20 protein-coding genes are annotated in these 22,643 nt (G+C 57.2%); 11 read left to right on the forward strand and 9 right to left on the reverse strand.

The annotated features are described in order from the left end of the window. Positions 1 to 118 precede the first annotated feature (118 nt). A complete protein-coding gene (locus Q0908_RS14550; protein ID WP_299285897.1) occupies positions 119 to 1,150 on the reverse strand; it encodes a hypothetical protein in 1,032 nt (343 codons plus the stop codon). A 301-nt stretch (positions 1,151 to 1,451) separates the two neighbouring features. Here Q0908_RS14550 and Q0908_RS14555 point away from each other — a divergent pair, with 301 nt between their 5' ends. The 3 genes from Q0908_RS14555 to Q0908_RS14565 all read left to right on the forward strand — a co-directional run bounded on the left by Q0908_RS14555 (position 1,452) and on the right by Q0908_RS14565 (position 6,018). Beyond that, a complete protein-coding gene (locus Q0908_RS14555) occupies positions 1,452 to 1,745 on the forward strand; it encodes a helix-turn-helix transcriptional regulator (RefSeq protein ID WP_299285900.1) in 294 nt (97 codons plus the stop codon). After that, positions 1,742 to 3,055 carry a type II toxin-antitoxin system HipA family toxin gene (locus Q0908_RS14560; RefSeq protein WP_299285903.1) on the forward strand — a complete coding sequence of 438 codons (1,314 nt, stop codon included), beginning with the start codon at positions 1,742 to 1,744 and terminating at the stop codon, positions 3,053 to 3,055. The genes Q0908_RS14555 and Q0908_RS14560 overlap by 4 nt, the downstream gene beginning before the upstream one ends. A 62-nt stretch (positions 3,056 to 3,117) precedes the next feature. After that, positions 3,118 to 6,018: a UvrD-helicase domain-containing protein gene (locus Q0908_RS14565; RefSeq protein ID WP_366869246.1), complete on the forward strand. Its 2,901-nt coding sequence runs from the start codon at positions 3,118 to 3,120 to the stop codon at positions 6,016 to 6,018. Between the two features lie 455 nt (positions 6,019 to 6,473). Here the strand turns inward: Q0908_RS14565 and Q0908_RS14570 are convergent, their stop codons facing one another. Further along, positions 6,474 to 6,887 carry a hypothetical protein gene (locus Q0908_RS14570; RefSeq protein WP_299285906.1) on the reverse strand — a complete coding sequence of 138 codons (414 nt, stop codon included), beginning with the start codon at positions 6,885 to 6,887 and terminating at the stop codon, positions 6,474 to 6,476. A gap of 594 nt (positions 6,888 to 7,481) precedes the next feature. Here Q0908_RS14570 and Q0908_RS14575 point away from each other — a divergent pair. The 4 genes from Q0908_RS14575 to Q0908_RS14590 all read left to right on the forward strand — a co-directional run bounded on the left by Q0908_RS14575 (position 7,482) and on the right by Q0908_RS14590 (position 10,176). Next, a complete protein-coding gene (locus Q0908_RS14575; protein WP_299285910.1) occupies positions 7,482 to 8,051 on the forward strand; it encodes a hypothetical protein in 570 nt (189 codons plus the stop codon). 57 nt (positions 8,052 to 8,108) lie between these two features. Beyond that, the gene (locus Q0908_RS14580) at positions 8,109 to 8,744 is read left to right on the forward strand and encodes a hypothetical protein (RefSeq protein WP_299285912.1); all 636 of its coding nucleotides are present in this window, start codon (positions 8,109 to 8,111) and stop codon (positions 8,742 to 8,744) included. 151 nt (positions 8,745 to 8,895) lie between these two features. Next, entirely contained in the window at positions 8,896 to 9,216 is a 321-nt protein-coding gene (locus tag Q0908_RS14585; protein ID WP_299285915.1) for a curli assembly protein CsgF, read from the forward strand. A 90-nt stretch (positions 9,217 to 9,306) separates the two neighbouring features. Further along, positions 9,307 to 10,176 carry a CsgG/HfaB family protein gene (locus tag Q0908_RS14590; RefSeq protein WP_299285918.1) on the forward strand — a complete coding sequence of 290 codons (870 nt, stop codon included), beginning with the start codon at positions 9,307 to 9,309 and terminating at the stop codon, positions 10,174 to 10,176. 175 nt (positions 10,177 to 10,351) lie between these two features. Here the strand turns inward: Q0908_RS14590 and Q0908_RS14595 are convergent, their stop codons facing one another. From Q0908_RS14595 to Q0908_RS14615, 5 genes are all read right to left on the reverse strand, one after another. After that, complete coding sequence (locus Q0908_RS14595; protein WP_299285921.1) at positions 10,352 to 11,839, reverse strand: AMP-binding protein; 1,488 nt, start codon at positions 11,837 to 11,839, stop codon at positions 10,352 to 10,354. After that, positions 11,836 to 13,239, reverse strand: a complete 1,404-nt coding sequence (locus Q0908_RS14600; protein ID WP_299285924.1) for an aldehyde dehydrogenase family protein — start codon at positions 13,237 to 13,239, stop codon at positions 11,836 to 11,838. Before Q0908_RS14600 ends, Q0908_RS14595 begins: the two co-directional genes overlap by 4 nt. Before the next feature lie 70 nt (positions 13,240 to 13,309). After that, positions 13,310 to 14,278: a tripartite tricarboxylate transporter substrate binding protein gene (locus Q0908_RS14605; protein ID WP_299285926.1), complete on the reverse strand. Its 969-nt coding sequence runs from the start codon at positions 14,276 to 14,278 to the stop codon at positions 13,310 to 13,312. Positions 14,279 to 14,322: 44 nt separating this feature from the next. Beyond that, positions 14,323 to 14,787, reverse strand: coding sequence for a tripartite tricarboxylate transporter TctB family protein (locus Q0908_RS14610; RefSeq protein WP_299285928.1), 465 nt, complete (start codon positions 14,785 to 14,787; stop codon positions 14,323 to 14,325). Beyond that, on the reverse strand, positions 14,784 to 16,295 hold the full coding sequence (locus tag Q0908_RS14615; RefSeq protein ID WP_299285929.1) for a tripartite tricarboxylate transporter permease: 1,512 nt from the start codon (positions 16,293 to 16,295) through the stop codon (positions 14,784 to 14,786). The genes Q0908_RS14610 and Q0908_RS14615 overlap by 4 nt, the downstream gene beginning before the upstream one ends. 129 nt (positions 16,296 to 16,424) lie before the next feature. Between Q0908_RS14615 and Q0908_RS14620 the strand changes: the two genes are divergently transcribed. After that, positions 16,425 to 17,468 carry a substrate-binding domain-containing protein gene (locus Q0908_RS14620; protein ID WP_299285931.1) on the forward strand — a complete coding sequence of 348 codons (1,044 nt, stop codon included), beginning with the start codon at positions 16,425 to 16,427 and terminating at the stop codon, positions 17,466 to 17,468. A gap of 1 nt (position 17,469) precedes the next feature. Beyond that, positions 17,470 to 18,705 carry a Tm-1-like ATP-binding domain-containing protein gene (locus Q0908_RS14625; protein ID WP_299285933.1) on the forward strand — a complete coding sequence of 412 codons (1,236 nt, stop codon included), beginning with the start codon at positions 17,470 to 17,472 and terminating at the stop codon, positions 18,703 to 18,705. A 117-nt stretch (positions 18,706 to 18,822) separates the two neighbouring features. Here the strand turns inward: Q0908_RS14625 and Q0908_RS14630 are convergent, their stop codons facing one another. After that, on the reverse strand, positions 18,823 to 19,194 hold the full coding sequence (locus Q0908_RS14630) for a hypothetical protein (protein WP_299285935.1): 372 nt from the start codon (positions 19,192 to 19,194) through the stop codon (positions 18,823 to 18,825). A 189-nt stretch (positions 19,195 to 19,383) separates the two neighbouring features. Continuing rightward, entirely contained in the window at positions 19,384 to 19,794 is a 411-nt protein-coding gene (locus Q0908_RS14635) for an aminotransferase class III-fold pyridoxal phosphate-dependent enzyme (RefSeq protein ID WP_366869282.1), read from the reverse strand. Between the two features lie 306 nt (positions 19,795 to 20,100). On the opposite strand from Q0908_RS14635, the gene Q0908_RS14640 reads away from it, so the two are divergent. Together Q0908_RS14640 and Q0908_RS14645 are read left to right on the forward strand one after the other, a co-directional pair. Next, on the forward strand, positions 20,101 to 20,610 hold the full coding sequence (locus Q0908_RS14640) for a LysR substrate-binding domain-containing protein (protein WP_299285937.1): 510 nt from the start codon (positions 20,101 to 20,103) through the stop codon (positions 20,608 to 20,610). 292 nt (positions 20,611 to 20,902) lie between these two features. After that, positions 20,903 to 22,642 carry a hypothetical protein gene (locus tag Q0908_RS14645; protein ID WP_299285938.1) on the forward strand — a complete coding sequence of 580 codons (1,740 nt, stop codon included), beginning with the start codon at positions 20,903 to 20,905 and terminating at the stop codon, positions 22,640 to 22,642. Position 22,643: the final 1 nt, after the last annotated feature.

The following is a 22,643-nucleotide window of genomic DNA, read 5'->3' on the forward strand; positions in this document are numbered from 1 at the left end:
TATGCTAACCGGTCAGAAGAGGACCAAAACCTGAACAGTGCTAACTTATAAACACGGACTCTCAGGGGAGCAGGTCACCCGTTCCAATCGTTGCCTGAACTGTGCGAAGGCCATCACATCACTCAGCCGCTTCGACTAACTCTAGCTGAGCCTTCTTTCCGAGGCGGTCGATCACAAATTCATAATCTGCGGCACGGACACAATTGTTGATCAATGCACCACTAATGATCGGGTTTCCGTTCTTCCCGTTGCCTGCGGGTCCACTGGCAGAAAGGCTTATGGCAGGGATGTAGAAAACGTTGTCCTCGGCAAAGTTCCACTCGACGGTAATTCGATATATCGCGATTGCTTCTACCGCAGTTTTCCCAGCAACATGGTAAGCCTCAGTGCGTTGATCCGCGTCCTTACGGCGGCGTGGCATCTTCTCATCTTTGATGCCACCCGTGGTCGTCTGGAACGTCATCTGCGTGACCGTTCCTTCTTTTGCGTCATCATAGAAAGGCAGCACAGCGGGGAACAGATTCACTGGTTGGTCGATTTCAATACCAGCCCACTTGTTCACCATAGTTTTGAGGACGGAATGCAGGCCATGCACATCAGCCTCGGCGACGCCACGCGGGTGATCAACGCGAATTTCTAGGAAATCACGGTGGTGGGGCATCCACACAACATGAAATAACTGCATTGGTTCACGCACCAGCCCAACGACTTCATCGTAGCGGGTGCGCATCGCGGATGGGTCTTCAAAGTCATCGAAGAGGATTTCTTCGCGCTTCTTGACCCAGAACACGGATGATAAAACTACACCAACACCGTCTTCGTTGCTTTCGACCTGAACAACAGACATGTCGCCTGTGCCTTTATGCAATGCATCATCTTCCATCAGGTGAGGATAGGCTTGGTATGCAGGACCATCGTCGATGGAAATATTGCTGATCGTCTGTTGGATCGCATGACGTTTGGATGATGGCACTGGGTAGAGCTTGGTATATTTCTCACCACACAAGAGATGTTCAACCAGCGCATCTTCCAACTTGCCATGTTCAACCTGCAAGCCTGAGTCTGCGACCTTTTTTAGGGTCCCATCCCAACCGTGACTTGTCGAAATACCGTTGGCGTTCAAAATCTTCTTTGCGTTTGTCCAAGACATCCGATGCCGCATTGTGCGAAATAACTTCTTCAAAAAAACTCGTCCTCAAGGTATCCGCAGCGGAACACAGCCTAGACGATTCTGCCAGGTGATTTGATCTTAGCCAAAGAGACCTGCATCAAATTTTACACGAGCATCTTTCCAGACTATGTCGATCCCCCTATCGTGCGATAATTATCGTGCGGAGTAAATTTGTTTGTTATCAGGCATAACATACCAAGTTTTATCCTCTGAGATAAATTCTGATGACAGGAGGCTCAAAACTTGCTAATTTATCCTAAGTGATAAATTACGGTGCAACATGAACATCGAAACAAACCTGACAAAGTGGGCTGCCAAGATCGGCAAACGATTGCGCAAAAGGCGTAAGGAAGTGGGGTTGAGCCTGACCGACCTGTCACGCTTGTCTGGGTCCACGGCATCAACATTATCACACATCGAACGGGGAACACGGGACGTGAAGCTGTCCACCCTTGTTGCATTGGCCGATGCACTTCGCATCGATTTGGCGGACCTTGTGGCCCCTAAAGGACGCGAAGCAAGCTCCGACACCCATAGCAGCATTGATGGTTATGATTTGGAAGATGACGCATGACCATCATTGATCAGGTGGACGTATATTATGAGGCTTTCAGCGTCGGACAGATTGATGTCCACAACGATGGCAAACTGACGTTCATTTATGACAAACGATGGCTGGCCACCAAGAGCAGTTCTCCACTGTCCGTGACAATGCCACTTGCCAAGGCAATCTACCCTGATCAGGTCATCACGCCTTGGCTTGCGAACCTTCTGCCTGAAGAACAGCAGTTGCTGACCCTCTCAAGGGCATTGGGCCTATCATCGACCGATGCACTCGCCATACTCAAGGAGATCGGCGGGGACACCGCAGGTGCCATTTCAATCGGTGAACCCAGCGACAAGGTTGCTTGGTCGTATCGGCCCATCACAGACTACTATGGCACGGAGGACCCACAGGACGCCCTCACAGCGCACTTCAAGGACCTTGGTCAGCGTCCCTTCCTCGCAGGAGAGGATGGTGTCAGGCTGTCCCTTGCTGGGGGACAAAAGAAGACTGCACTTGCAGTGTTGGATGCCGCAGGTGCGCCTAAGTTGGGGTTGCCAGAAAAGGGCGATCAACTTGCGATCCCGATGTCAGGTGCGCCATCGACCATCATCATCAAGCCCGACAATCCGAACCTTCCTGGCATCGTCGAGAACGAAGCCTACTGCCTGACGTTAGCCAAACTGATTGGAATGGTGGTTGCAGATGTCAGCATCGTGGATGTTGGAGACAGGACCGCACTTACCGTTGCACGGTATGATCGGACGAGCCGTAGGGACGGGTCACTACGACGCCTTCACCAAGAGGATTTCGCGCAGGCCAACGGTATCTTCCCAAACCAGAAATATGAGCAGGGCACCGTGGCAGGTTTAGACCTCAATCGGCTTCTCATGACCGCGCAACATCTGCCTGCACAGGACGCGCTCACGCTGCAAGATCAGGTAATTTTTAACATCCTTGTCGCCAACACCGATGCCCACGCAAAGAACTATTCGATGTTACTCAGCGGCGGGCCGACGATGGCACCGCTCTATGACGTATCGACCGTGCTGCATTGGGATCATGTGAATCAATACCATGCCCAGAAGCTGGGGGGGCGCAAACGCAAGCCTGCTGACATGGCACGGCGGCACTGGGAACGGATTGCTGATGCAGCAGGCTTCAGCCCACGGGGCATTCGATTGCGGGTGCAGGAACTTGTCGATGCGATGGTGGCAAAGCGTGTGGAAGCTGTAGAGGCTGTCTGTGCGCACCAAGGTGCAGAGCGGGGCATGGTCGAACATGTGGCAGTGCTGGTCGAACAAAATGCACTGCGGATCGCTGGGCGTCTAAAGGAATAGGGATATCCTGACCAAACTTCACGGCACGTTCGAAGCCTAATGATAAGAAACGAGATTTGAGATTGAAGCGTATTGAATCCAAGCCATTGATAGGTTTTCTGTTGAACCCATTTGGCACCCACGCCCGCAGCATTGATTACGAAAACGGTGTGGTGAGCATCAATGCGAGGCGTAAGCAGGACATCCAAGTCGCCGACCTTTCAGCACCTCCGTTGGTTACGAGAGGGTTTGTTGGAAGCACGATGAAAATAACTGTTGATAAGGGCACTCAGGTCTTGCTTCGGGGTGCCAATCACAAAGACGCCCGATCATTCAGCGACCGCGTCAAAACGGGTTGGACTGCCCACAACATTGCGAAGTTCAATGCTGAACGTTTGGCCATTCACGAAGTTCTGCGCGTCATAACCGAGCTATCCCAGCCGACGCGATATCCGTCGGCATGTTTTGTGTCACCCACCCTCGAACAGGCACGGGGTCTGGATAAGCAACTCCTCTCGAAACTGTCCGAGGAGGCGGTTGGCGAAGAGATTTTCAATCAAATTCGGACCATCCAAGGGTTCTTGCTAAACGCAGGTCCGATGCGCGACGACGCCATCAAGAAGTTTGAACATCAACAACTGCCCAAATGGCAAACGTTCTTTGATACCTTCGAAAGCAATCCTCTGACCCCCGAACAGCGCACATCGATCATTGCCGATGAAGACGCCACACTTGTTTTGGCAGGCGCAGGATCGGGCAAGACCAGTGTTATCACGGCTAAGGCAGGCTACCTGATTAAATCTGGCATCCGACAACCAGAGGAAATCCTATTGCTGGCATTCGCGAGAGAAGCTGCAAAGGAGATGTCAGAACGCATTGAGGAACGGTGTGGTGAGCCACTCGAAGCCCGCACATTCCACTCATTGGCCTACGACATCATTGGGGCTGTCGAAGGCAGCAAACCTGCACTGGCAGCACATGCCACCGATGACAAAGCCTTTCTCGCACTCATCAAAGACATCCTACGGGCGCTGGTTCACAGCGTGGCTGGGGTATCAAAGTCTATCATCGGCTGGTTTTCCTACGCCCGTCTTGAAGGCAAGAGTGAATGGGACTTCAAGAAAAAACATTACTATTACACCTATGTCGAAAAGCTGGACCTTCGGACGCTTCAGGGCGAACAGGTCAAAAGCTATGAAGAGTTGATGATCGCCAACTGGCTTTTCGAAAACGGGATCGAATACGAGTATGAACCCGACTACGAACACAAAGTTTCAGAGGGGGGCTATCGTGACTATTGCCCCGATTTCCGCCTCACGAAGAGCGGCGTTTACATTGAACATTTTGGGGTGCGACGAACAAAAGCCGCAGATGGGACATATCACCTAACCACCGCCCCATTTGTTAACCGTGAGGAATATCTTGAGGGGATGGAATGGAAGCGTGGCGTTCACGCCAAGCATGACACCCAACTCATTGAGACCTTTAGCTATGATCGTGAAGAAGATCGGTTGCTGGAGGCTTTGGCAGAAAAGATCGCGCCGTTCGAAAAGGTCATGCCCCGTTCACCTGAAACTCTGTTCGATATTGTGATTGAGATGAAGCAGGCTGACAGCTTTGTGCAGCTAATCAGTACGTTTCTGAAGCACTACAAAGGTGGCGGCTACCAACTGGCAGAGTGCGCGGACAAAGCTGGAAAGATGAAACTGGGCAAGCGGGCCAGTTCGTTCTTGTCAATATTCGAACCACTTTATGCGGAGTATCAAAAACGTTTGGGGGGTCGGATCGATTTCGAAGACATGATCCTGAGAGCCTCTGGCTATGTTGAAAACGGAACGTATCGCAGTCCGTTCAAGCATATATTGGTCGATGAGTTTCAGGACATTTCCCGCAGCCGTGGGCGGTTGGTGAAGGCACTGAAGGCGCAGCATTCCGACGGAAAGGTCTTTGCGGTTGGCGATGACTGGCAATCAATCTATCGATTTGCGGGGTCAGACATCAATATGATGCGTAATTTCGGCAACGAGTTTGGCGGCGTGTTCAATGGACGGACTGGGGTGCACCGCGTTGTTGACCTAGGCCGAACCTTCCGATCCGTGGATCAGATTGCATTTGCGGCCAAGAAGTTCGTTCTTCAAAACCCAGCACAGTTGAACAAAACCGTTATTCCCGCTGGCACGACTGAGGTCCCAGCATTGAGGGTGGTTTCAACGTTGCGTGATAATGCCGATGAGAAACTGAGGCTGGTGCTGCGGTCACTGCACGATATCGCAGCGACGGAGGGTAAAAGGTCATCGGTGCTTCTCCTTGGACGTAACAGGTATAACGAACCGTCCGATCTCCGACAGTTGCGACGCGGCTTCCCAAGCCTCGACATCGCGTTCAAGACAATCCACTCGTCCAAAGGGCAAGAGGCGGATCATGTGATCCTTGTGAATCTCTATCGGGGTCGCACAGGGTTTCCGTCGGAAATCGTGGACGATCCACTCCTGAGCTTGGTATCACCTGAAGCCGAACCTTTCGAGAGCGCCGAGGAACGCCGTGTAATGTATGTCGCACTCACCCGTGCGCGTCATTCAGTGACATTGATGAGCGCCGCGTCGAAGCAGTCGGCATTTGTAACGGAGTTGTTGGACGATCCTGAATACGGGGTCGTCGGTGATGCTGGGCAAGATCAAGCCAACCATACCTGCGGGGAATGTGGCGGTCACCTCGTTGCAGTTCCAACCAAGGATGGACGCACATGGTATAAATGTGAACACGCAGACCTGTGTGGGTTTTCATTGAATGCCTGTTCGGAGTGCGGCAACGGTATGCCCGTGCTGCAAGGCAAATCAGGGCTGAAGATATGTGGATGTGGTGCTGAGTATCCGAGTTGCCCAACATGCGATAATGGCTGGCTGGGCGAAAGGCGGGGGCGGTATGGTAAGTTCTACGGGTGCGTTAGCTATCCTCGCTGCAAGGGAAAGATGAAGGCGACATGACTTTGGCGTGACATTGGTTTGGTGGCAGAGTGGATGACAAGGCGGACACGTCATGTTAGTGTTGAGCGGCGGTCAAACCAACCATATGTGAGCCTATCCATTTACAAGTTGAATGGGTCAAGCGTGGGACAAAACAGCACAAAATACTGCGATTTTTACTGTCCCATTTTCCGCTAAGATGTTGATTTATAAAGCTGAGTGTAGCCCGCCCCCGGGCACCATAAAATCAAACACGTGGAGCGTCATCACTTCGCTTAGGCTTGATCATAGGCTCTTAAGTGCTTGTTCTCATACGTCCTTATTGAACGTCGCCGACCGCCTCTTGCAGTCTTTAAGACTTCAGTGGGCTCTCAAACGAGCCGGACAGCGCCGCGTGGCTGAAATCCCTCACGAGGATGCAGCCACTGCAAAGCACCGCGATCCAGCCTTCCAGCTGGCACCAGCGCGGATAAACCTTACCGCTGCACGATAAGCGCGGAATTGCCTTGTCCACTTTGAAACATGGACGCTGTGCCGAGCGATGTTGTTTGATAGACGGACGCCTGATTGCCGGAGCCTGCCTGGACGACCGCTGCCGCATTGCCGTCGCCGACCTGATATATTGACGCGGACTGCATTCCTGTCTGCATGATCAGGGACGAATTCGAATTGCCTATGGATGTCACGCTTGCGACCGGACCCGTGATGGGCGCGCCGATGATCGGGTAGGCGCTTGTGTCGACATTTAAGGGCTGCAGATTTAGGGATGGCGTCTCGAGGCTTTGAATGACCTGCTGCGCATTGGTCGAAACGGCGGGCGAAGAAATCGCAAAGCTTGCTGACGACGTTGAAATCTGAGTGATAAACGCTTCTTGCGCATAGCCTTTCATCGGAATGAGAAGCGCAATGGCGAGGCCGGCAAATGCTCGAATATACATATTTTACCCTTTCAAGGTTCCTTTAACGAAAAAGGGACACTTCAAAGTCTAGAGTGGCTGAAGCTGCTCGTTCCAATTCTCGTCTATGTCGAACTATAGAAAGGCAATCGGCTCATTCGCATGACTGGCACCAGACCATTTTCGTACATTGCTGTGTTGAAAATTGGGCCACGTTCCGTGGACAATCCATGCTGCGGCGTGCCCAAACATCTGCGCCAAAACACAGATTTACGCGAAGAGCGCCCTAATTTTGCCGTCAATAGGTTTATTGATTCGGGGGTCAGGTGGGCGATTTCCCGCTAAGCGATCATATTCACGCTCCAGTAGATTTTCGATTTTGGTAATTGTCTCAATATTCTCGACAATCCTAATCAAAAGGTATGAAATTCGACCTTTTGGTCAGAAAAGGGGCGAAAAAACCGTAAACGACCTGTGATTTTATGCTGCGAAACGGTAGCGTCTGGTCCGCGGGGCCGAAAAAGAAGTGCCTCGCGGCCGGTTAAGGGGAAGCCACCGGCTCTTTTCAATGTTGGTATGGAGATATTAATGAAAACTCTGATTATTTCTGCAGCGATGGTCGTGGCCTCCGGCGCGGCTTATGCGCAAGACGCTTACATCACCCAGCTTGGTAACGATCACGTCGCTATCAACTATTCTGAGTATTCGGTCGGCAACGACAACCTGCAGGTCGTGAACCAGCAAGGTGAAGGTTTCGCAGCTGCGACACTGACACGTGGCAGCGGCAACTCTGCACATACGTATCAGCTGGACGCGACAAACGGCTACGTCAACGAAGGCAAGCCATCGGGCGCGACCATGGACTCGCTGATCTGGCAATCCGCTGACGGCTTCACAAACGGCCGCAACGTCGCCGTTGCTGTTCAGATTGCGGCGCAAAGCCCGGGCCCCAACGGCACCTATGTGTCCCAGATCATTCAAGAGGGTAACAATAACGTCGCTCTGAACTGGGCACAAAACAGCGGTGGTGCGATGTTCCGTCAGTCCATCGGCTCTATCTCGGCACCGAAAGTGTCGTTGTCGGCTGTCCCAACATTGGCGACAGGCCCATCCTTGAGCCCCAGCATCCCCTTCAGCTCGTCAGTCTCCGTCAACTGATCTGACGTAAGGCTTTCGGCCGCACCCGTTCCTGGATGGGTGCGGACATTATGTCTGATGGCGAGGTTTGTTATGATTAATAAATTTGATTTTACGGGTTTCATTATAAGAGCCATCGCTTTCGCCGGTATTTTCGCGGCGCACAGTGCGGCGGCACAAGACGCGTACATGGCGCAGATTGGTGAGGGCAATACGGGTGCGAATCTTGCACTTGGTCTGCAAAACACGCAGCGGGTCGTTCAGGCTGGCATTGAGAACACGGGCGTTCAGATCGCGATGGGTATTGGCAACACATCTAACCTTGTGCAGGTCGGACGACAGAACGCAGCCCTCGCATTGAATGTCGGGCTTTCGAACACGACCAACACAGTCCAATTCGGCGCATTTAACCAGGCGATCACCGGCATCCAGGGGGTCAACAACACGGTCACAACCTTTCAATCGGGTATTCTGAACCAATCCGCCGTACAAGTCCGGGGCAATGACACGGACGTCACTGTGGCGCAGTCCGGCTTTGGAAGACGGCTTTCGTTGAGTGTAGAGGACCAGATGGTGCCGTCATCCGCAGCGTCGTCGCCATCCAGCGCAGCCGGGCGGCTTCAGGTTGGCGTTATTCAGGGGCGCAACGACGCGCCTGTGGCGGCCTCAATCGCGCGTCTCCCGTCAGGGACGATTGTTATCAATCCTAGATAGTGGCATTCCTAGTTTAACGCGAAATGAGCGTTGTTGTGATGCAACATTCAGGGACTTTGCCGCAATTCCGGGCATTGGATGAGCGAAAAATTGCGCATTTGCGCTAGTGTACCAAAAGCCGTTGCGAAATGTGGCAGAATGGAAACCGGAAATGAAAAAATCAAATTGGATTGTTTTGGCTTTAAGCGTGTTCGGAGCGTTCAGCGCATCACTTACTTTTGCCCAGGATTTCTCAGTACAGTTTAAAAATCCGCATTTCGGCGGAAACCCGTTCAATGGCACCTTTTTGCTGGGTGCGGCTGATGCGCAGCGCACAGCAACCGCGAGCACGGACACCGCCGCAGCGGCCGCAGGAAGTGGCGCGATCCCCGGAATTGGCGGAGCAGCAGTTGGTGGCCCGACAATCATCATTCCCATCGGGAATTTGGGTGCTAGCGATTTGACGGTGGGTACGGGCGGAACGAGTCCGTAATCGCCATAAAAAGAACAACATATTCTATTAACAGGCAGCGGCTATAAAAAGCTGCGGAGAATTGGCGAGCATATGAAAAGATCATTCCGAATGATTGCGAGCGTGATTGCAACACTCGCAGTGGCCGCCTGCGCGGATGGCAACTCCTTCAGCGAAGCGACGTCGCGGTCCTATGACTACAGTCTTGCCCAGCCCTCGGAAGAGATGGCGCGCACCAAGACCGGGTTGCAGCTGGAAACGCTCACCGCGCCGCATCGTGCCCTTGATGTCGCGGTCTATGCCTTTCCCGACCTGACCGGCAAGAATGAAACCAGCGAAGGGTATGCCGAGTTTTCCCGTGCCGTGACCCAAGGTGGCGCAGATATTCTGGCCGATGTGCTTATGTCCGCTGGCCACGGCAAGTGGTTCAACGTGATCGAGCGTGGCCGTGTCGACAACCTGTTGCGCGAACGTGCGATCATCGAACAGACGCAAAAGGCGTATTCGGGCAACGTCAACCTGCCGCCCTTGCGCTTTGCAGGGACGTTGATCGAAGGATCCATCGTTGGATACGATTCCAACCTGTTTACGGGCGGGGCTGGCGTTCGCTTTCTTGGCATCGGGTTCCTGCAGCAATACCGCAAGGATGTTGTCACCGTCTCTCTGCGCGCCGTCAGCGTGTCGAGCGGGCGCGTCCTGACGTCGGTTACCACCACCAAGACGATCTATTCGGTGCAGACCCAAAATGACGTGTTCCGGTTTACATCCGTGGACGAGCTGCTTGAGATCGAAACAGGCGTGACACGTAACGAGCCTGAAATCTTTGCGGTCCGTGACGCGATGGAATTGGCCGTGCTGTCCTTGATCATCGAAGGCGCAGAGAGCGGCCAGTGGGCCTTTGCCTCAGAAGCCGCCGGTCAGGAGATCATCGCAAGCTACAAAGGACGTTACAAAGCGGCGCGGACCCAAGGTTTGCCATAACGGACAATCCGCGTTAAGGGGCGTTCATCGCATCGAACGTGATGCGATAGGGTCGCTGGAGTTGAGGTCTCAAGCGGCTTGTCATACTTGATGGCACCGGTTGTTTCAGGGACACTGTCCACCTCCCTCAACTATTGCCCTGCCACCAAAGCAACCGCCTCAGCCCGCACGCGCCTCAAAGCAATTCAGCCAGCTTCAGCCTTTGAATTTTCCCCGATGGCCCCTTCGGCAACTCGCTGAGGAAATGAACGCGTTCGGGGGCCTTGAACTGACCAAGCCGGTCTTTGCACAGCACCAACAAATCCGCTTCAACCACGGATGATCCGTCGCGTACGGCCACTGCCGCCTCGACCCGCTCGCCGTATTGCGCGCAAGGTCGCGCGAATGCGGCGGCCTCGACGATGTCATTGTGGCTGTAGAGCACCTCGTCAATTTCGCGGGGGGCAATGTTTTCGCCGCCTTTGATGATCAGCTCCTTGAGCCGCCCCGTCACAAAGACATAGCCATCGCGATCCATACGCCCAAGGTCACCAGTGCGCAGCCAGTCCCCGGCAAAGGTCGCAGCCGTCGCATCCGGGTTGTGCAGATAGGCGTGCATCACATTGGGTCCACGCACAGCGATCTCGCCTTCTGACCCGCGTGGCGCTTCGGTCAGATCGCCGGCCATGATGCGGATGTCATTGCCATAGCCCACGCCCGGTGATCCGATCTTGCGCACCCCGGGTGGCAGCGGATTGGACAGGATTTGCGCCGCCGTTTCAGTCAGGCCCATCGTTTCGATGATCGGGACCCCAAAGCGGGTCTCGAAAGCGGTTTGCGTATCCACCGCAAGCGCGGAGGAGGCCGAGCGCCCAAATCTGAGCCGCGCGCGCGCGGACGTGCTTGGATCGGCGGCACCATGGAGCAGATGACTAATGATCGTGGGCACCACCGAAAACCAGGTCGCGGCCCCCTTGTCGATCTGATCCCAGAACTTGCCGGCCGAAAACCGTGACACCATCGCCAGCGACCCGCCAGAGACCAGCGCCCCCATCACCGTGACGCACAGACCGTTGATGTGATAGATCGGCAGCACGCAAAACCCTCGATCCTGCGGCCTCAAATCGTGCGCGACCGCAGTTGTCCATCCGCCGGCAAGCAGGCTGGACTGCGTGTGCACGACGCCCTTGGGTTTCCCGGTCGTACCGGATGTGTACATCAGCAGCGCGTGGTCTGCGGCCTCGACCTCATAAAGCGGCGCGTGCGTTTGAAGATCGCCAGCCTGCAGGGCCCGCGTGCCCTCGGGCGCGACATTGGCAAATGTGTCCGCTTGCGTTTCGTGCACGAACGCAAACCGCGCGCCGGAATGATCCAGGGCATAGGCAATCGCGTCGGGCCCTGCAGCAAGGTTGATCATGGTGGCGCGAAATCCGCCGTAAAGCGTGGCATAGACCGCGACCAGACCTGCGCGCCCGTTGGGGTGGACGATGGCCACGCTTTCGCCCTTTGCGATGCCCAGTCCGGTCAGCCCCGCGGCGATGTCGCGGGCTTCATTTCGCAAGGTTCGCCACAACAGCGTTCCGCCCGTTTCGGCGAATACGACAGCAACCTCATCGCCGTCCGCGCGGGCGTTAAGCCAGTCACGGACCGTGCCCACAGGCGGAGTTGCGAGGTCAAAGATCACTTGCCGACCTGGTCCCAATAGCCGCCAAAGATATCGTCAAGGGTCGGTTCGCGCGCAGGAATTTCGCGCACGATCTTGGTGGATTGCAGAAAATGCTTCCAATGCAGGTTTTCGTCGATGGAATTGCCGCCCCATGACCCGCACCCCATCGAAAGCGAAAAGGGCATCCCGTTGTTAAATGCGCCGCCCGTCGCAAACGTATGGGCCTGATTGACGATCACGCGGCTGGTCGGAATGGCGTTGGCCAATGTCATGGGGCGGGCGTCATCGCTGGTATGAATGCCGACCGAATGGCCTGCACCTTGATGCAATTGCACCCGCCGCGTGATGGCGACGGCATCCTCGAAATCGCGGGCACGATAGACGCTCAGCACCCGGCTCAGCTTTTCCCCCGATAGCGGAGCGTCCGGGCCGATCCCTTTCGTTTCTACCGCGATGAACTGGGCGTCGGCGGGCACCTCACCGGTCAGCCCCAAGGCGTCGATCATCACCTCCGCGTCTTGCGCGATGGCGCGCGGGTTGAGGTGGCCCTTGACCCACAAGCGCTCAGTGATCCGCGCGTCATCAGCAATCATCGCACCACCCGCTTGCGCCAGCTCGGCTGCAAAGGCGTCATAGATGGCGTCGACCACGACGATGGCGTTTTCGGACGAGCACGACGTGGCATTGTCAAAGGTCTTCGAGGCCGCGATCTTTTGCGCCGCCGCCGCCAGATCTGCGGTTTCATCCACGATCACACAGACATTACCGGCCCCCACGGCCAAAGCTGGCGTGCCTGAGGTATAGGCCCGTTTGACGTTGTTTTGGCTGCCGGTCACGACGATCAGGTCGGAAATTTCCAGAAGGCGCTGTGTCTTTTCCTTGGACCCACGACCGGGGATCATCTGGACCAGATCACGATCCAGCCCCAGCTTGTCAAATTCGGCATGGATATAGCCCAGCAACACCTCACAGGTGGGCACACCTTTGGGCGAGGGGGAGACGACGATGGCGTTACCGCATTTCAGCGCGTTGATGATATTGTTGGCCGGTGTCGCACCGGGGTTGGTGGAAGGCACAACCGCGCCGATCACGCCGATGGGGCGCGCAATCTCGGTGATGCCTGTGTCCGCATCATCGCGGATCACGCCAAAGGTTTTTGCATCCGCAATATCGCGCATCAGACCAAGCGTCTTGCGATGGTTCTTGGTGATCTTGTCGGGCACATTGCCAAGGCCCGTTGTCTCGACCGCCAGTTCGGCCAGATGGCGGTTGCGACCGGGTTCCATGATGGCCCAGGCCGCCGCCTGCGCCGCGCGATCATAAAGCGCTTGCGACCCTTGCGCCTCAAACGCCGCTTGCGCTGTTCTTGCGCGGGCAACGATGGCTTCAACCTCGGCAATCGGCTCTACGGCGGTCATGGGATATCCTTTTGTGGGTGACGCGGGGCGCGATCAGTGATGCGCCCCGCCGGTTGGTTTAGGCGGTGGTTCAGAGACCCGCCAGAAGCTCTTCGAGGGTTTCCTGACGCTGCGCCCACATTTCGATCACTTCATCGCGTGTCATGATCTGCATTGGCGAACCACCTGCGGCCATCCGGCTGGCCACACGGCTGTTTTCGAACATGGTTGGCACCACTGCGGCGAGGTGATCAATGATCGCAGGGTCGGTGCCTGCGGGTACCATCACACCGCGGAAATTCACCGAAGCGTTGTCGATGTCATAGCCCTGTTCCATCATCGTGGGCACGTCCTCAAGGAAGGCATTCCGCTCGAGATCAAACACCCCAAGGATCTTGACCGTGCCCGCCTCGCGGGCGCGGAACGCGTCGGACAGGTTGTTCACACCGCCCAGCACTTCGCCTGCGATTACGGCGCGCATCGCACCCGCTCCGCCTGCGTTGTTCGGGATGTAGGCCAGCTTAACACCGGCCGCTTTTTCCAGTTGCAGCGCGGCGATGTGGTGCCCCACAAACAGGCCCGCCCCAGAGAAGGTAAGGCCGCCAGGATTTTCGGTCGCATAGGCAATCACGTCCGCCATGGAGTTGAACTCGCTGTCTGCAGCGACGACAAACACCGCCGGATCAGCACCCCAGTTCGCAATGGGCTCAAAGCTGTCGACGGAGTAGTCCACGCCACCCTCAATCGATTGGGCGATAAAGTGTGGCACGTTGTAGGCCCCCAACGTGTAGCCATCGGCCTCGGCCTGCGTGGCAAACCAGTTCCAGCCGACGCGGCCGCCGGCGCCGGCCTTGTTCAGGATCGCGACGGGCATTTGCAGCGCGTCGTCGTTGCCAGCGGTCATGGTCACGATCCGCGCCTGAAAGTCGGTCGCACCTCCGGCACCATAGCTGACCATCAACATGATCGGGCGTTCGGGGTAGTCGCCATGGCCTTCCGCCATCGCGCTGCCCGTCATTGCGGTCAGGGCAAGTGCCGCCCCTGCAATCCATTTTTTCATTTTCTCTCTCCCTTGGTTGGATCCTATTGCCGCCTCCCGCGGCGCTAGGAAAAAATCTCTTTTGGTGTGAAGACGTTCAGCAGTAGGGCGAAAAGGCCGTACATGACGGCCATGAAGCCAGCTGTGATCAGCACCCGCTTGATCCATGTCCTGGCGTCCCCATGCGGGGCCGGATCATAGAGCGTCAGCAGAATAAAGAAGGTGAGCGTTGTGGCCGTGTAGAAGCCCAACGCCTTGGCCGCCCAAAAGATGTAGATGATGGCGATGGCCAGACCGGGTGCCATGTTGCGCATCTCGGTCCCGCTGATCCCGGCACCGACCTTGGTGCGGCCCAACAGCGCTTTGATAAAGGTCCAGATCGCCAATACCGCGAACACGGATGAAATCAGGCGCGGAAAGACGAATGCCCCGGCGGGTTCCTGCGTGAAACTGACATAGGCCACCGACAGGCCCACGCCCGCGATCAGGCCCGATGCGACGATATGCTGGGTGCGGGGCAGGTCGGTCATGCGGTTGCATCCTCTTTGGTGGTGTAGCGACGCTGGCGCAGCTCCATCCAGATGGAATACCCGATTGAAACGACCACGATTACGATCAGCAACCAGTTCAGCCAGCCGGTAAAGAAATAGGCCATCTGCCCCACGGTCGCGTTGGCAATCATCGCTCCTTGCATAAAGTTCGCCTCTGCGATGGGTCCAAGGATCAGGCCAAGCACCAGCGGCGCGGCAGAGAACCCGAACCGTTCCAAAAAGAACATCGCCAAGCCCAAAGCCATCATGACATAGACGTCACCCATGGAATGCTGCACCGAATAGCTGCCAAAGACGGCAAGCCCCAAAACGACGGCGGCCATGACGGCGGGGGGCACGCGGGCCACATTGGCGGCCCAGCCCGCAATCAACAGGCCGAACACACACATCAAAATCTGCCCGATCAGCATCGAATTGATAAAGGGCCAAACCACCTGCGGATATTGCGTGAACAGGGTTGGGCCGGGAAAAATACCGTGGATCAGCAGCCCGCCCAGCAAAACGGCAGCTGTTGGTGATCCGGGGATCGACAGCGTCAGCAAGGGCACCAGCGACGGTCCGACCATCGCATTGTTCGCACTTTCTGCCGCGATCACACCCTCGGGGTGGCCGGTGCCAAACTTCGCGCTTTCGGGGCTGATCTTCTTGGACTGATCATAGGCCACGAGCCCTGCAATCTGCCCGCCGACTCCCGGGATCAGTCCGATGATCGAACCGATGGCCGTGCCAATAGACAGGGCGCGCTTGCGGGCAAATACTTCGCGAAAGGCGGCCCCGATAGGGTGGCGTTTCACGCTGATGATCTCGGCGTCGGTCCCTTTGCGCCCTTTTGCGAACATCGTGATCACTTGTGGGATGGCAAACAAGCCGATCAGCGCGGGGATGACGTTGATGCCGCCGCTGACCGACGAGTGAAAGATAAACCGCTGCGCCCCCATGATGTCGTCAAACCCGATGGTGGCCAGCCACAGACCAATGCACCCCGACAGCAAGCCTTTCACAACCGAGCTGGAATCGAGCGTGCCAATGACCGTCACCCCCAGAATGGCGAGCCAAAACAGCTCTGACGGGCCAAAGGCAAGCGCCCATTTGGCCAGGACAGGGGTCAGAAAGATCAACAGGAAAACGCCAAAGAGGCCACCAATGGCGGATGCGATGAACGACAATTGCAGCGCCTTCGCGCCTTGCCCCTTCTGCGCCATCGTGTGCCCGTCCAGCGTGGTGGCGATGTTGGCGGGCGCGCCCGGAATCTTGAGCAGAATGGCACTGACCGCCCCGCCTGCAACCGTGGAGGTGTAGGCGGCCCCCAACAGGATCAGCCCCTGCTGCGGCTCGAGTTTGAAGGTAAACGGGATCATCAGCGCCACTGTCATCGTGGGCGACAGCCCCGGCGTGGCCCCAAGGATCAGCCCCCCGATTGTCCCAAGCAGCAACAGGCCGAAGTTAATCGGCGTAAAGACATCGCCCATGTAGAACAGGAAGTCCAAGTGCCAAAGCCTCCCAACTTGAGCATTGACTGTTCAAGGTAAGTCATGAAAATAGTTTTGCAAATGTTTTCATAAAATGACTAAATCACACCTTAAGTGACAGATAAAATTAATAAAAAAGCGGATATAGTGAGTGTGGCAAAGGCTGCGCGCGTCTCTGCGTCGACCGTCTCGCGCTACTTCAATCATCCCGAACTTCTCAAGCCCGCGACGCGCAGCCGGATCGACAAGGCGGTGCGCAAAACCGGTTACATCCGCAATCGTGCGGCCCAGACGATCCACGGCATCCGCAGCGGCACCATTGGCGTGCTGGTGCCCACACTCGACCACGCTATCTTTGCCGAGGTCGTGCAGGCATTCTCTGATGAGGTGGCCGAGCAGGGGTTCACCATCCTGCTTGCCTCTCATGGGTACGATCCGCAACGCGAATATGCGATCCTGCGCAAAATGCTGGAACATCGGGTGGATGGCATTGTTCTGACCGGGCTCGACCATGATGAAGCTGTGTTCCAGTTGATCGATGCTCAGAATATTCCAACGGTCTTGATGTGGAATTATGCCCAGACAGCGCGGTACCCGGCGATTGGAACCGACAACTTGCTGGCCGGGCAGTTGATCGCGGAACATGTGCTCAGCCTTGGCCACCGCGACATCGCTTGCATGTTGCCGCCCGTGGCTGGAAACGACCGGGCCGCCGCGCGCTATGATGCCGTCATGCAAACTCTGCAGGCCGCCGGTGTGTCCGTGCGGCCGGAATGGCAGCTGACGACCGTCTACAGCGTTGCCGCAGCCAAACGCGATACATTGGCGTTGCTGGCCAGCGCCGCACGACCCACGGCCTTGATCTGCGGGAACGACGTCTTGGCCACGGGCGCGATTTACGGCGCGACTGCCGCGGGTCTTTCGGTGCCCGACGACATGTCCATCACGGGCATCGGCGATTTCAAAGGATCCGCCGATATCGAACCGCCCCTGACAACGGTGCGGATCCCGGCCAAGCGGATCGGTCGCGAAGCGGGCAGGGCGTTGTCGTCGACCATTGTTCAGTCGACCTCGACATCCGTGGGGGTCCACTGCAAACCCGCGCTGATCATTCGATCATCAAGCCGAAGCGTGAATAACGCAGGTGAGGACCTCCCCACCCACACGCGCGTGACGGCTCAGAGGACGTGAAATGACGAAAACCATCCTGGTCATTGGCACCTATGATACCAAGGACGACGAGCTTGGCTACCTCTGCGATTGCATTCGCGGGCAGGGAGGCGAGGTGATCTCGATGGATGTGAGTGTGCTGGGTGATCCGTCACGCCCGACAGACATTTCCAAACACATGGTCGCGCAAGCGGCAGGGGCGTCGATTGCCGAGGCCATAGACAGCGGAGATGAAAACCATGCTATGCAGATCATGGCGCGTGGCGCCGGGGCCTTGGCGACCAAGCTTTATGGTGAGGGCAGGATTGATGGCATGCTCGCCCTTGGGGGCACGATGGGCACTGACCTCGCGCTGGATTGCGCGCAGGCGCTGCCGGTTGGCGTGCCGAAATATGTGGTTTCCACGGTCGCTTTTTCTCCGCTGATCCCGGCGGACCGGCTGAGCCCGGACATTCAGATGATCCTCTGGGCCGGTGGGCTTTATGGGCTGAACGCGGTCTGCAAATCATCCCTGTCCCAAGCGGCGGGAGCGGTGTTGGGCGCGGCCAAAGCAGTGGAGACGCCGGTTACCAAGCGGCCAGTGATCGGCATGACGAGCCTTGGGTCCTCGTGCCTCAAATACATGACATGGCTGCGCGATCCGCTGGAAGAACGCGGTTTCGAGGTCGCTGTGTTTCATGCGACCGGCATGGGGGGCATGGCCTTTGAGGCGCTTGCGCGCCAAGGCTATTTTGCCGCCGTGATGGATTTTGCATTGCCCGAGCTTGGGAACCTGATGGTGGGGTCGGTCGTCAATGCGGGGGCCGATCGCCTGACCCATGCAGGCGCGCGCGGCATCCCGCAGATCGTGTCCCCGGGATGCGCCGACCTGATTGACTTTGCGGGCTGGCAGGACATCCCCGACGCCTACGCCGACCGCCCGTTTCATGCGCACAACCGCCTGATCAAGTCTGCGGGCCTGTCCGCGAATGAACGGCGGGCGCTGGTGCGCGATATCGCGGCGCGCCTGAAGCGGGCAAAAGGACCAGTGCATGTTCTGATGCCGACCCACGGCGTCGAGGAATGGGACCGTGCGGGTCAGCCAGCCTATGACCCGGACGGTCTGGCCGCGATGGCGGACGAGATGGGCAAAGCAATCGAACCCCCGGCACAGCTGACCATGGTTGAGTGCCACATCAACGATCAAGCGTTTGCAGACGCGGCCCTTGCGGTGCTTGATGGCTGGCTTGCGGACGGGACGGTGACGACACAAGCGTGATCCGCTTTCTCTTATCACCGCCTTCGCGCCACATATGAAACCCGGAAACGCATGTGGCGCTTTCGGCTCTGTCGCTGGTCGTCACCCGATCATATGACTGTCATGCAGATCGATCCGTTAAAGCGGATGCATCTCCGTGCCCGCGAACTTGCGGTTCGAATGGTTGTAGAGCGAGCGCCAGTAGGGCTGGATCACCACCCCCTCATCCTGCATGATCTGCTGGATCTTCGCCATGATCTCGCGCCGTGCATCGGCATCCGAAATACCCATGCCCTGATCCACAAGCGCGTCGAATTCGGCGTTGTTGAGACCAGACGCGGTCCACGCCGCATCCGATTTGTAGGCCAGCTGCATCATCCGAACCCCAAGCGGGCGCGGGCCCCTTTCGGTGGCCGACCACGGATAGCCCGACCAGTTGTTCCAGAAGGTGGCCCCGGGCAGGATCTTGCACCGCACGCGGATGCCCGCATCGCGCAACTGGGCCGCCATTCGGTGTCGATCGAGATCAGTTCGAACTCGGTATCGGCATGACCGGCGGCGTCGATGATCTCCTTTGCCGCTGCCAGGTCGAAGACGGGCGCGGGCATTTCGGCATATTCGGGATGGACCGTGTTGACGTGATGGCTTTCGCGCACCGTGCCCAGATCGCTGATCGCCAGTTCGAGTACCTTTTTGTTCTCAAAGGCATCTGCAGCGCGCGGCGCACATCAGCGTTGTCATGGGACGCTGCTGGTTGAACCGCACGGCGATGGTGTTGGCGGTGACCACGGAGGTCTGTGCGCAACCAAGCCCGTCAACGACCTCGACATAATCCGCATCCGTCCGGCAGGTCAGGTCGATCAGCGCAGCACTCATGGTGCCCGACCCGTGATAGGCCGCCTCGCGCGCGATGATGCGTTTCTTGTCCGTCTTGCCGCGCGCGTTCTGAAAGTGCCAGACGATTTTGGCCGCCGTATCCACCGCCTCGGACCCGGCTGTGCCGAACAGGACGTGGTTGATCCCATGAGGGAGCTGCTGTGCCAGTCGCGCGGCAAGCTCTTCGGCGGGGCTGTGTGCGACCCAGAAAGCTGTGATAGTAGCCGAGCGTATTCATCTGCGCCGCGGCCCGCTTTGCGATCCGCGCATTCGTCAGGCCGAGCGGGCAGCTCGACAAGGCAGACGCCGCGTCGATATATTTCTTGGCCTCCACATCTGTCACCCGGATACCATCCGCACTGAACATCCGGTGTGGCGATGTCTGGTCAGCGCCGAACAGATCCGGTTCGTGGGGGACGCGGATTTCGTACAGCTCTGGCTTTTTGCCAAGCTGCCGACCTTCGAGGCGGCGCATCGCAACATCCGTGTCTCGCCGCATATGCAGGTTGGCATGAACGCGGCTCCGGATACGGATTATGATTGCGGCATCATCTGGGGGCGGGGGGATTGGCAGAATTGGCAATACACGCCGTTCCTGACCAATCGGGTGCTCCAGTCGCCCGGCCGGGGTTCTTTGATCATCTCGACCGCGCGCCCAAACTGGATGATATCGACGACAGCCAGCTGATCCACGACCAAACCCGGTTCTGGTGGACGGCTTTGCGCAAAGCCGCCGGGGGTCCGGGGGTCGATGCAGACCCGGGGCGGACCTACAATCAAATCCATCTCTGCCTTGAGGCGGCGGCGCGCGGTGAGGGGGTGACCATCGGCCGCGAGGTCACGACGCGCGACTACCTGCAAGGCGGTCGGCTGGTGCGCCCGTTCCTACCGACGCTGCCTCTACATGATAGCCATTTCCTGATCCGGCCACGCCACGCGCCACTGTCCGAAGCGACGGAGGCGGTCATGGACTGGCTGCAGGAAGAAGCGAACGCACACGAGACGTGGTACAGTTTGATATCAAACGCGCCGTCATCGCCGAAGGTTTGAACTCGGTTTCAGAGACGCGCCCATTGCGTGCGGTGTCGCAGCCTGCTTTGCATATGCGCACGCCTTCTCTCCTTTCACAAACCCACCCGGACGGTCCCCTGTGTCGTGATGATCTGCGCGTCGCACGGACGGGTTCAGCTATAGTGAAGGGGCGCGATATGCAGGTCTCGGCGCTTTCTTGCAGGTTCGCATCGCGGCGCAAGCGGCTGAAATGATGACAGACCGCACACGTTATGCTAGATTTGCAGAATTGTTAAAGTCGACTGTTTAAAGTTAATTCTGAGGTAACGTTATGCGTCTCACTGTTTTGGTGCTCAGCATGATTGTGCTGACAGCATCTACGCTATCGGTCCGAGCCGACGAGCGCCCGATCATTTTCATCCCCGGTATCATCGGATCAAAGCTGGTCGAACAAGGCGATCCATCCAAGGTGGTGTGGGGGTCTTTGGCGTCATTGCGCAAGTCGCAGACCGCAAAGATGAACCTGCTTCCGGCGAGTGGCACACCCGTCCCACTTGAGCCGGGCGATATACTGCGGGACTTCAATCTGGCCTTTGGCGCGTTCGAGGTGGGGATCTATTCGCATCTCATTAATTTCCTCACGGGGACCAGACAGTCCGCCAAGGACATGGCGTTCTCGCCCGAGCTGACGGAAAACCAGAATTTCTTTGTCTTTGCCTATGACTGGCGGCGCAGCGTCTTTGCCAATGGAGTGCGCTTTGCGCATTTCATCGAAGAGAAGGTGCCGAACGGAGAATTCGATATCGTGGCGCACAGTATGGGCGGGCTTGTGACGCGCGCGATGCTGTCATCAAAACGCCCCGGGGATCGATGCGTGGAAACAAACGCCGACTACCCTGCGGATATTGGTGGGGCAGATTTGACAGCAGTCTGCACTGCCGCCTATTTCGATCTGACCGCGGACGCGTGGGACACGAAACCGGATGTGTCCAGCCGATTGCACAGCTTTGTCGAAGTGGGCGTGCCGCATTTTGGCTCGGTGGCCACTGTGTCGACGATGCGCGATGGGTCGGGAAGCAATCTGGCCAACCGCTTGCTTGGCGGGCTGACGCATCTGCAGGACGTCTCGACATCCATGGTCGGCGTTTTTGAACTGACACCCACATATGAAAACTGTTGCTGGATCAAAAGCACCGATGACGACAGCTTTCGGCAGCTCAACCTGTTCCGCGACAGTTTCATCCGCGATCACTGGATGGGTAAGATCGTGCCGATCACAACGTCACCTTGTGGCTTTTCCAACTGCGACCAACGGGCCGCGATCATCGAGATCGGCTTGGCCAACCGCGCGCTGCTGGACGAGATCATGGCCGACAAGCTGCCCGATGGCGTGCAATCAAACCACGTCCTGCGGGGGACCAAGACCAGCGACACGCCTTCGCGATACTATGTCGAACGTCCGTTTCGCAACGCCCAGGACAGCGTCGTCGTGGACGGGTCCTTGGACGGTGATGGAACGGTGCATGAATTCAGCGCAAAGGCCCCCGGCGCGTCCGGACAGGCCGGTGTGAACGAAGGCCTTGTAGCATTCACCAAACATCAGGCGCTGTTTCGCGACAGCGCGACCAAGCGCTATCTGGGGCGATTTGTGATTGACGAGGTTGCGCCGCCGCCCGCTTGGTCGTCAGCTGAGAGGGATGACCTTCAAATCGCCGGTGCCACGATCGACGCCACCAGCTTTGAGGCTGTACCAAGCATCGTCGAGCCGGGGCAGAGCCTGCCATTGGCCTTTATTGTGGACAGGGTGAACAGCGACGGGAACGCCTTTGATCAGGTGGCCTTGGAGGGCCTGCGCTATGGTCTTCAGTATACCCGTCTTGATGACGGTGCTGACCAAGCGGCCCAGGACCTGAGCGATACGTTGTCGCTGGCCGAGGAAACGGATTTGCGCGCGGTCTTCCGCGGGTCTCCCGTTAGCCCCGAGGTCGAGGGCATTTATCTTTACGAAGTTCTGATGGACGGCGTTTCGCTTGGAGAAACGACTGTCTACGTTCTGTCATCGGAAGGTTGAT

The sequence above is a fragment of the uncultured Tateyamaria sp. genome (assembly GCF_947494755.1).
GTDB lineage: Bacteria > Pseudomonadota > Alphaproteobacteria > Rhodobacterales > Rhodobacteraceae > Tateyamaria.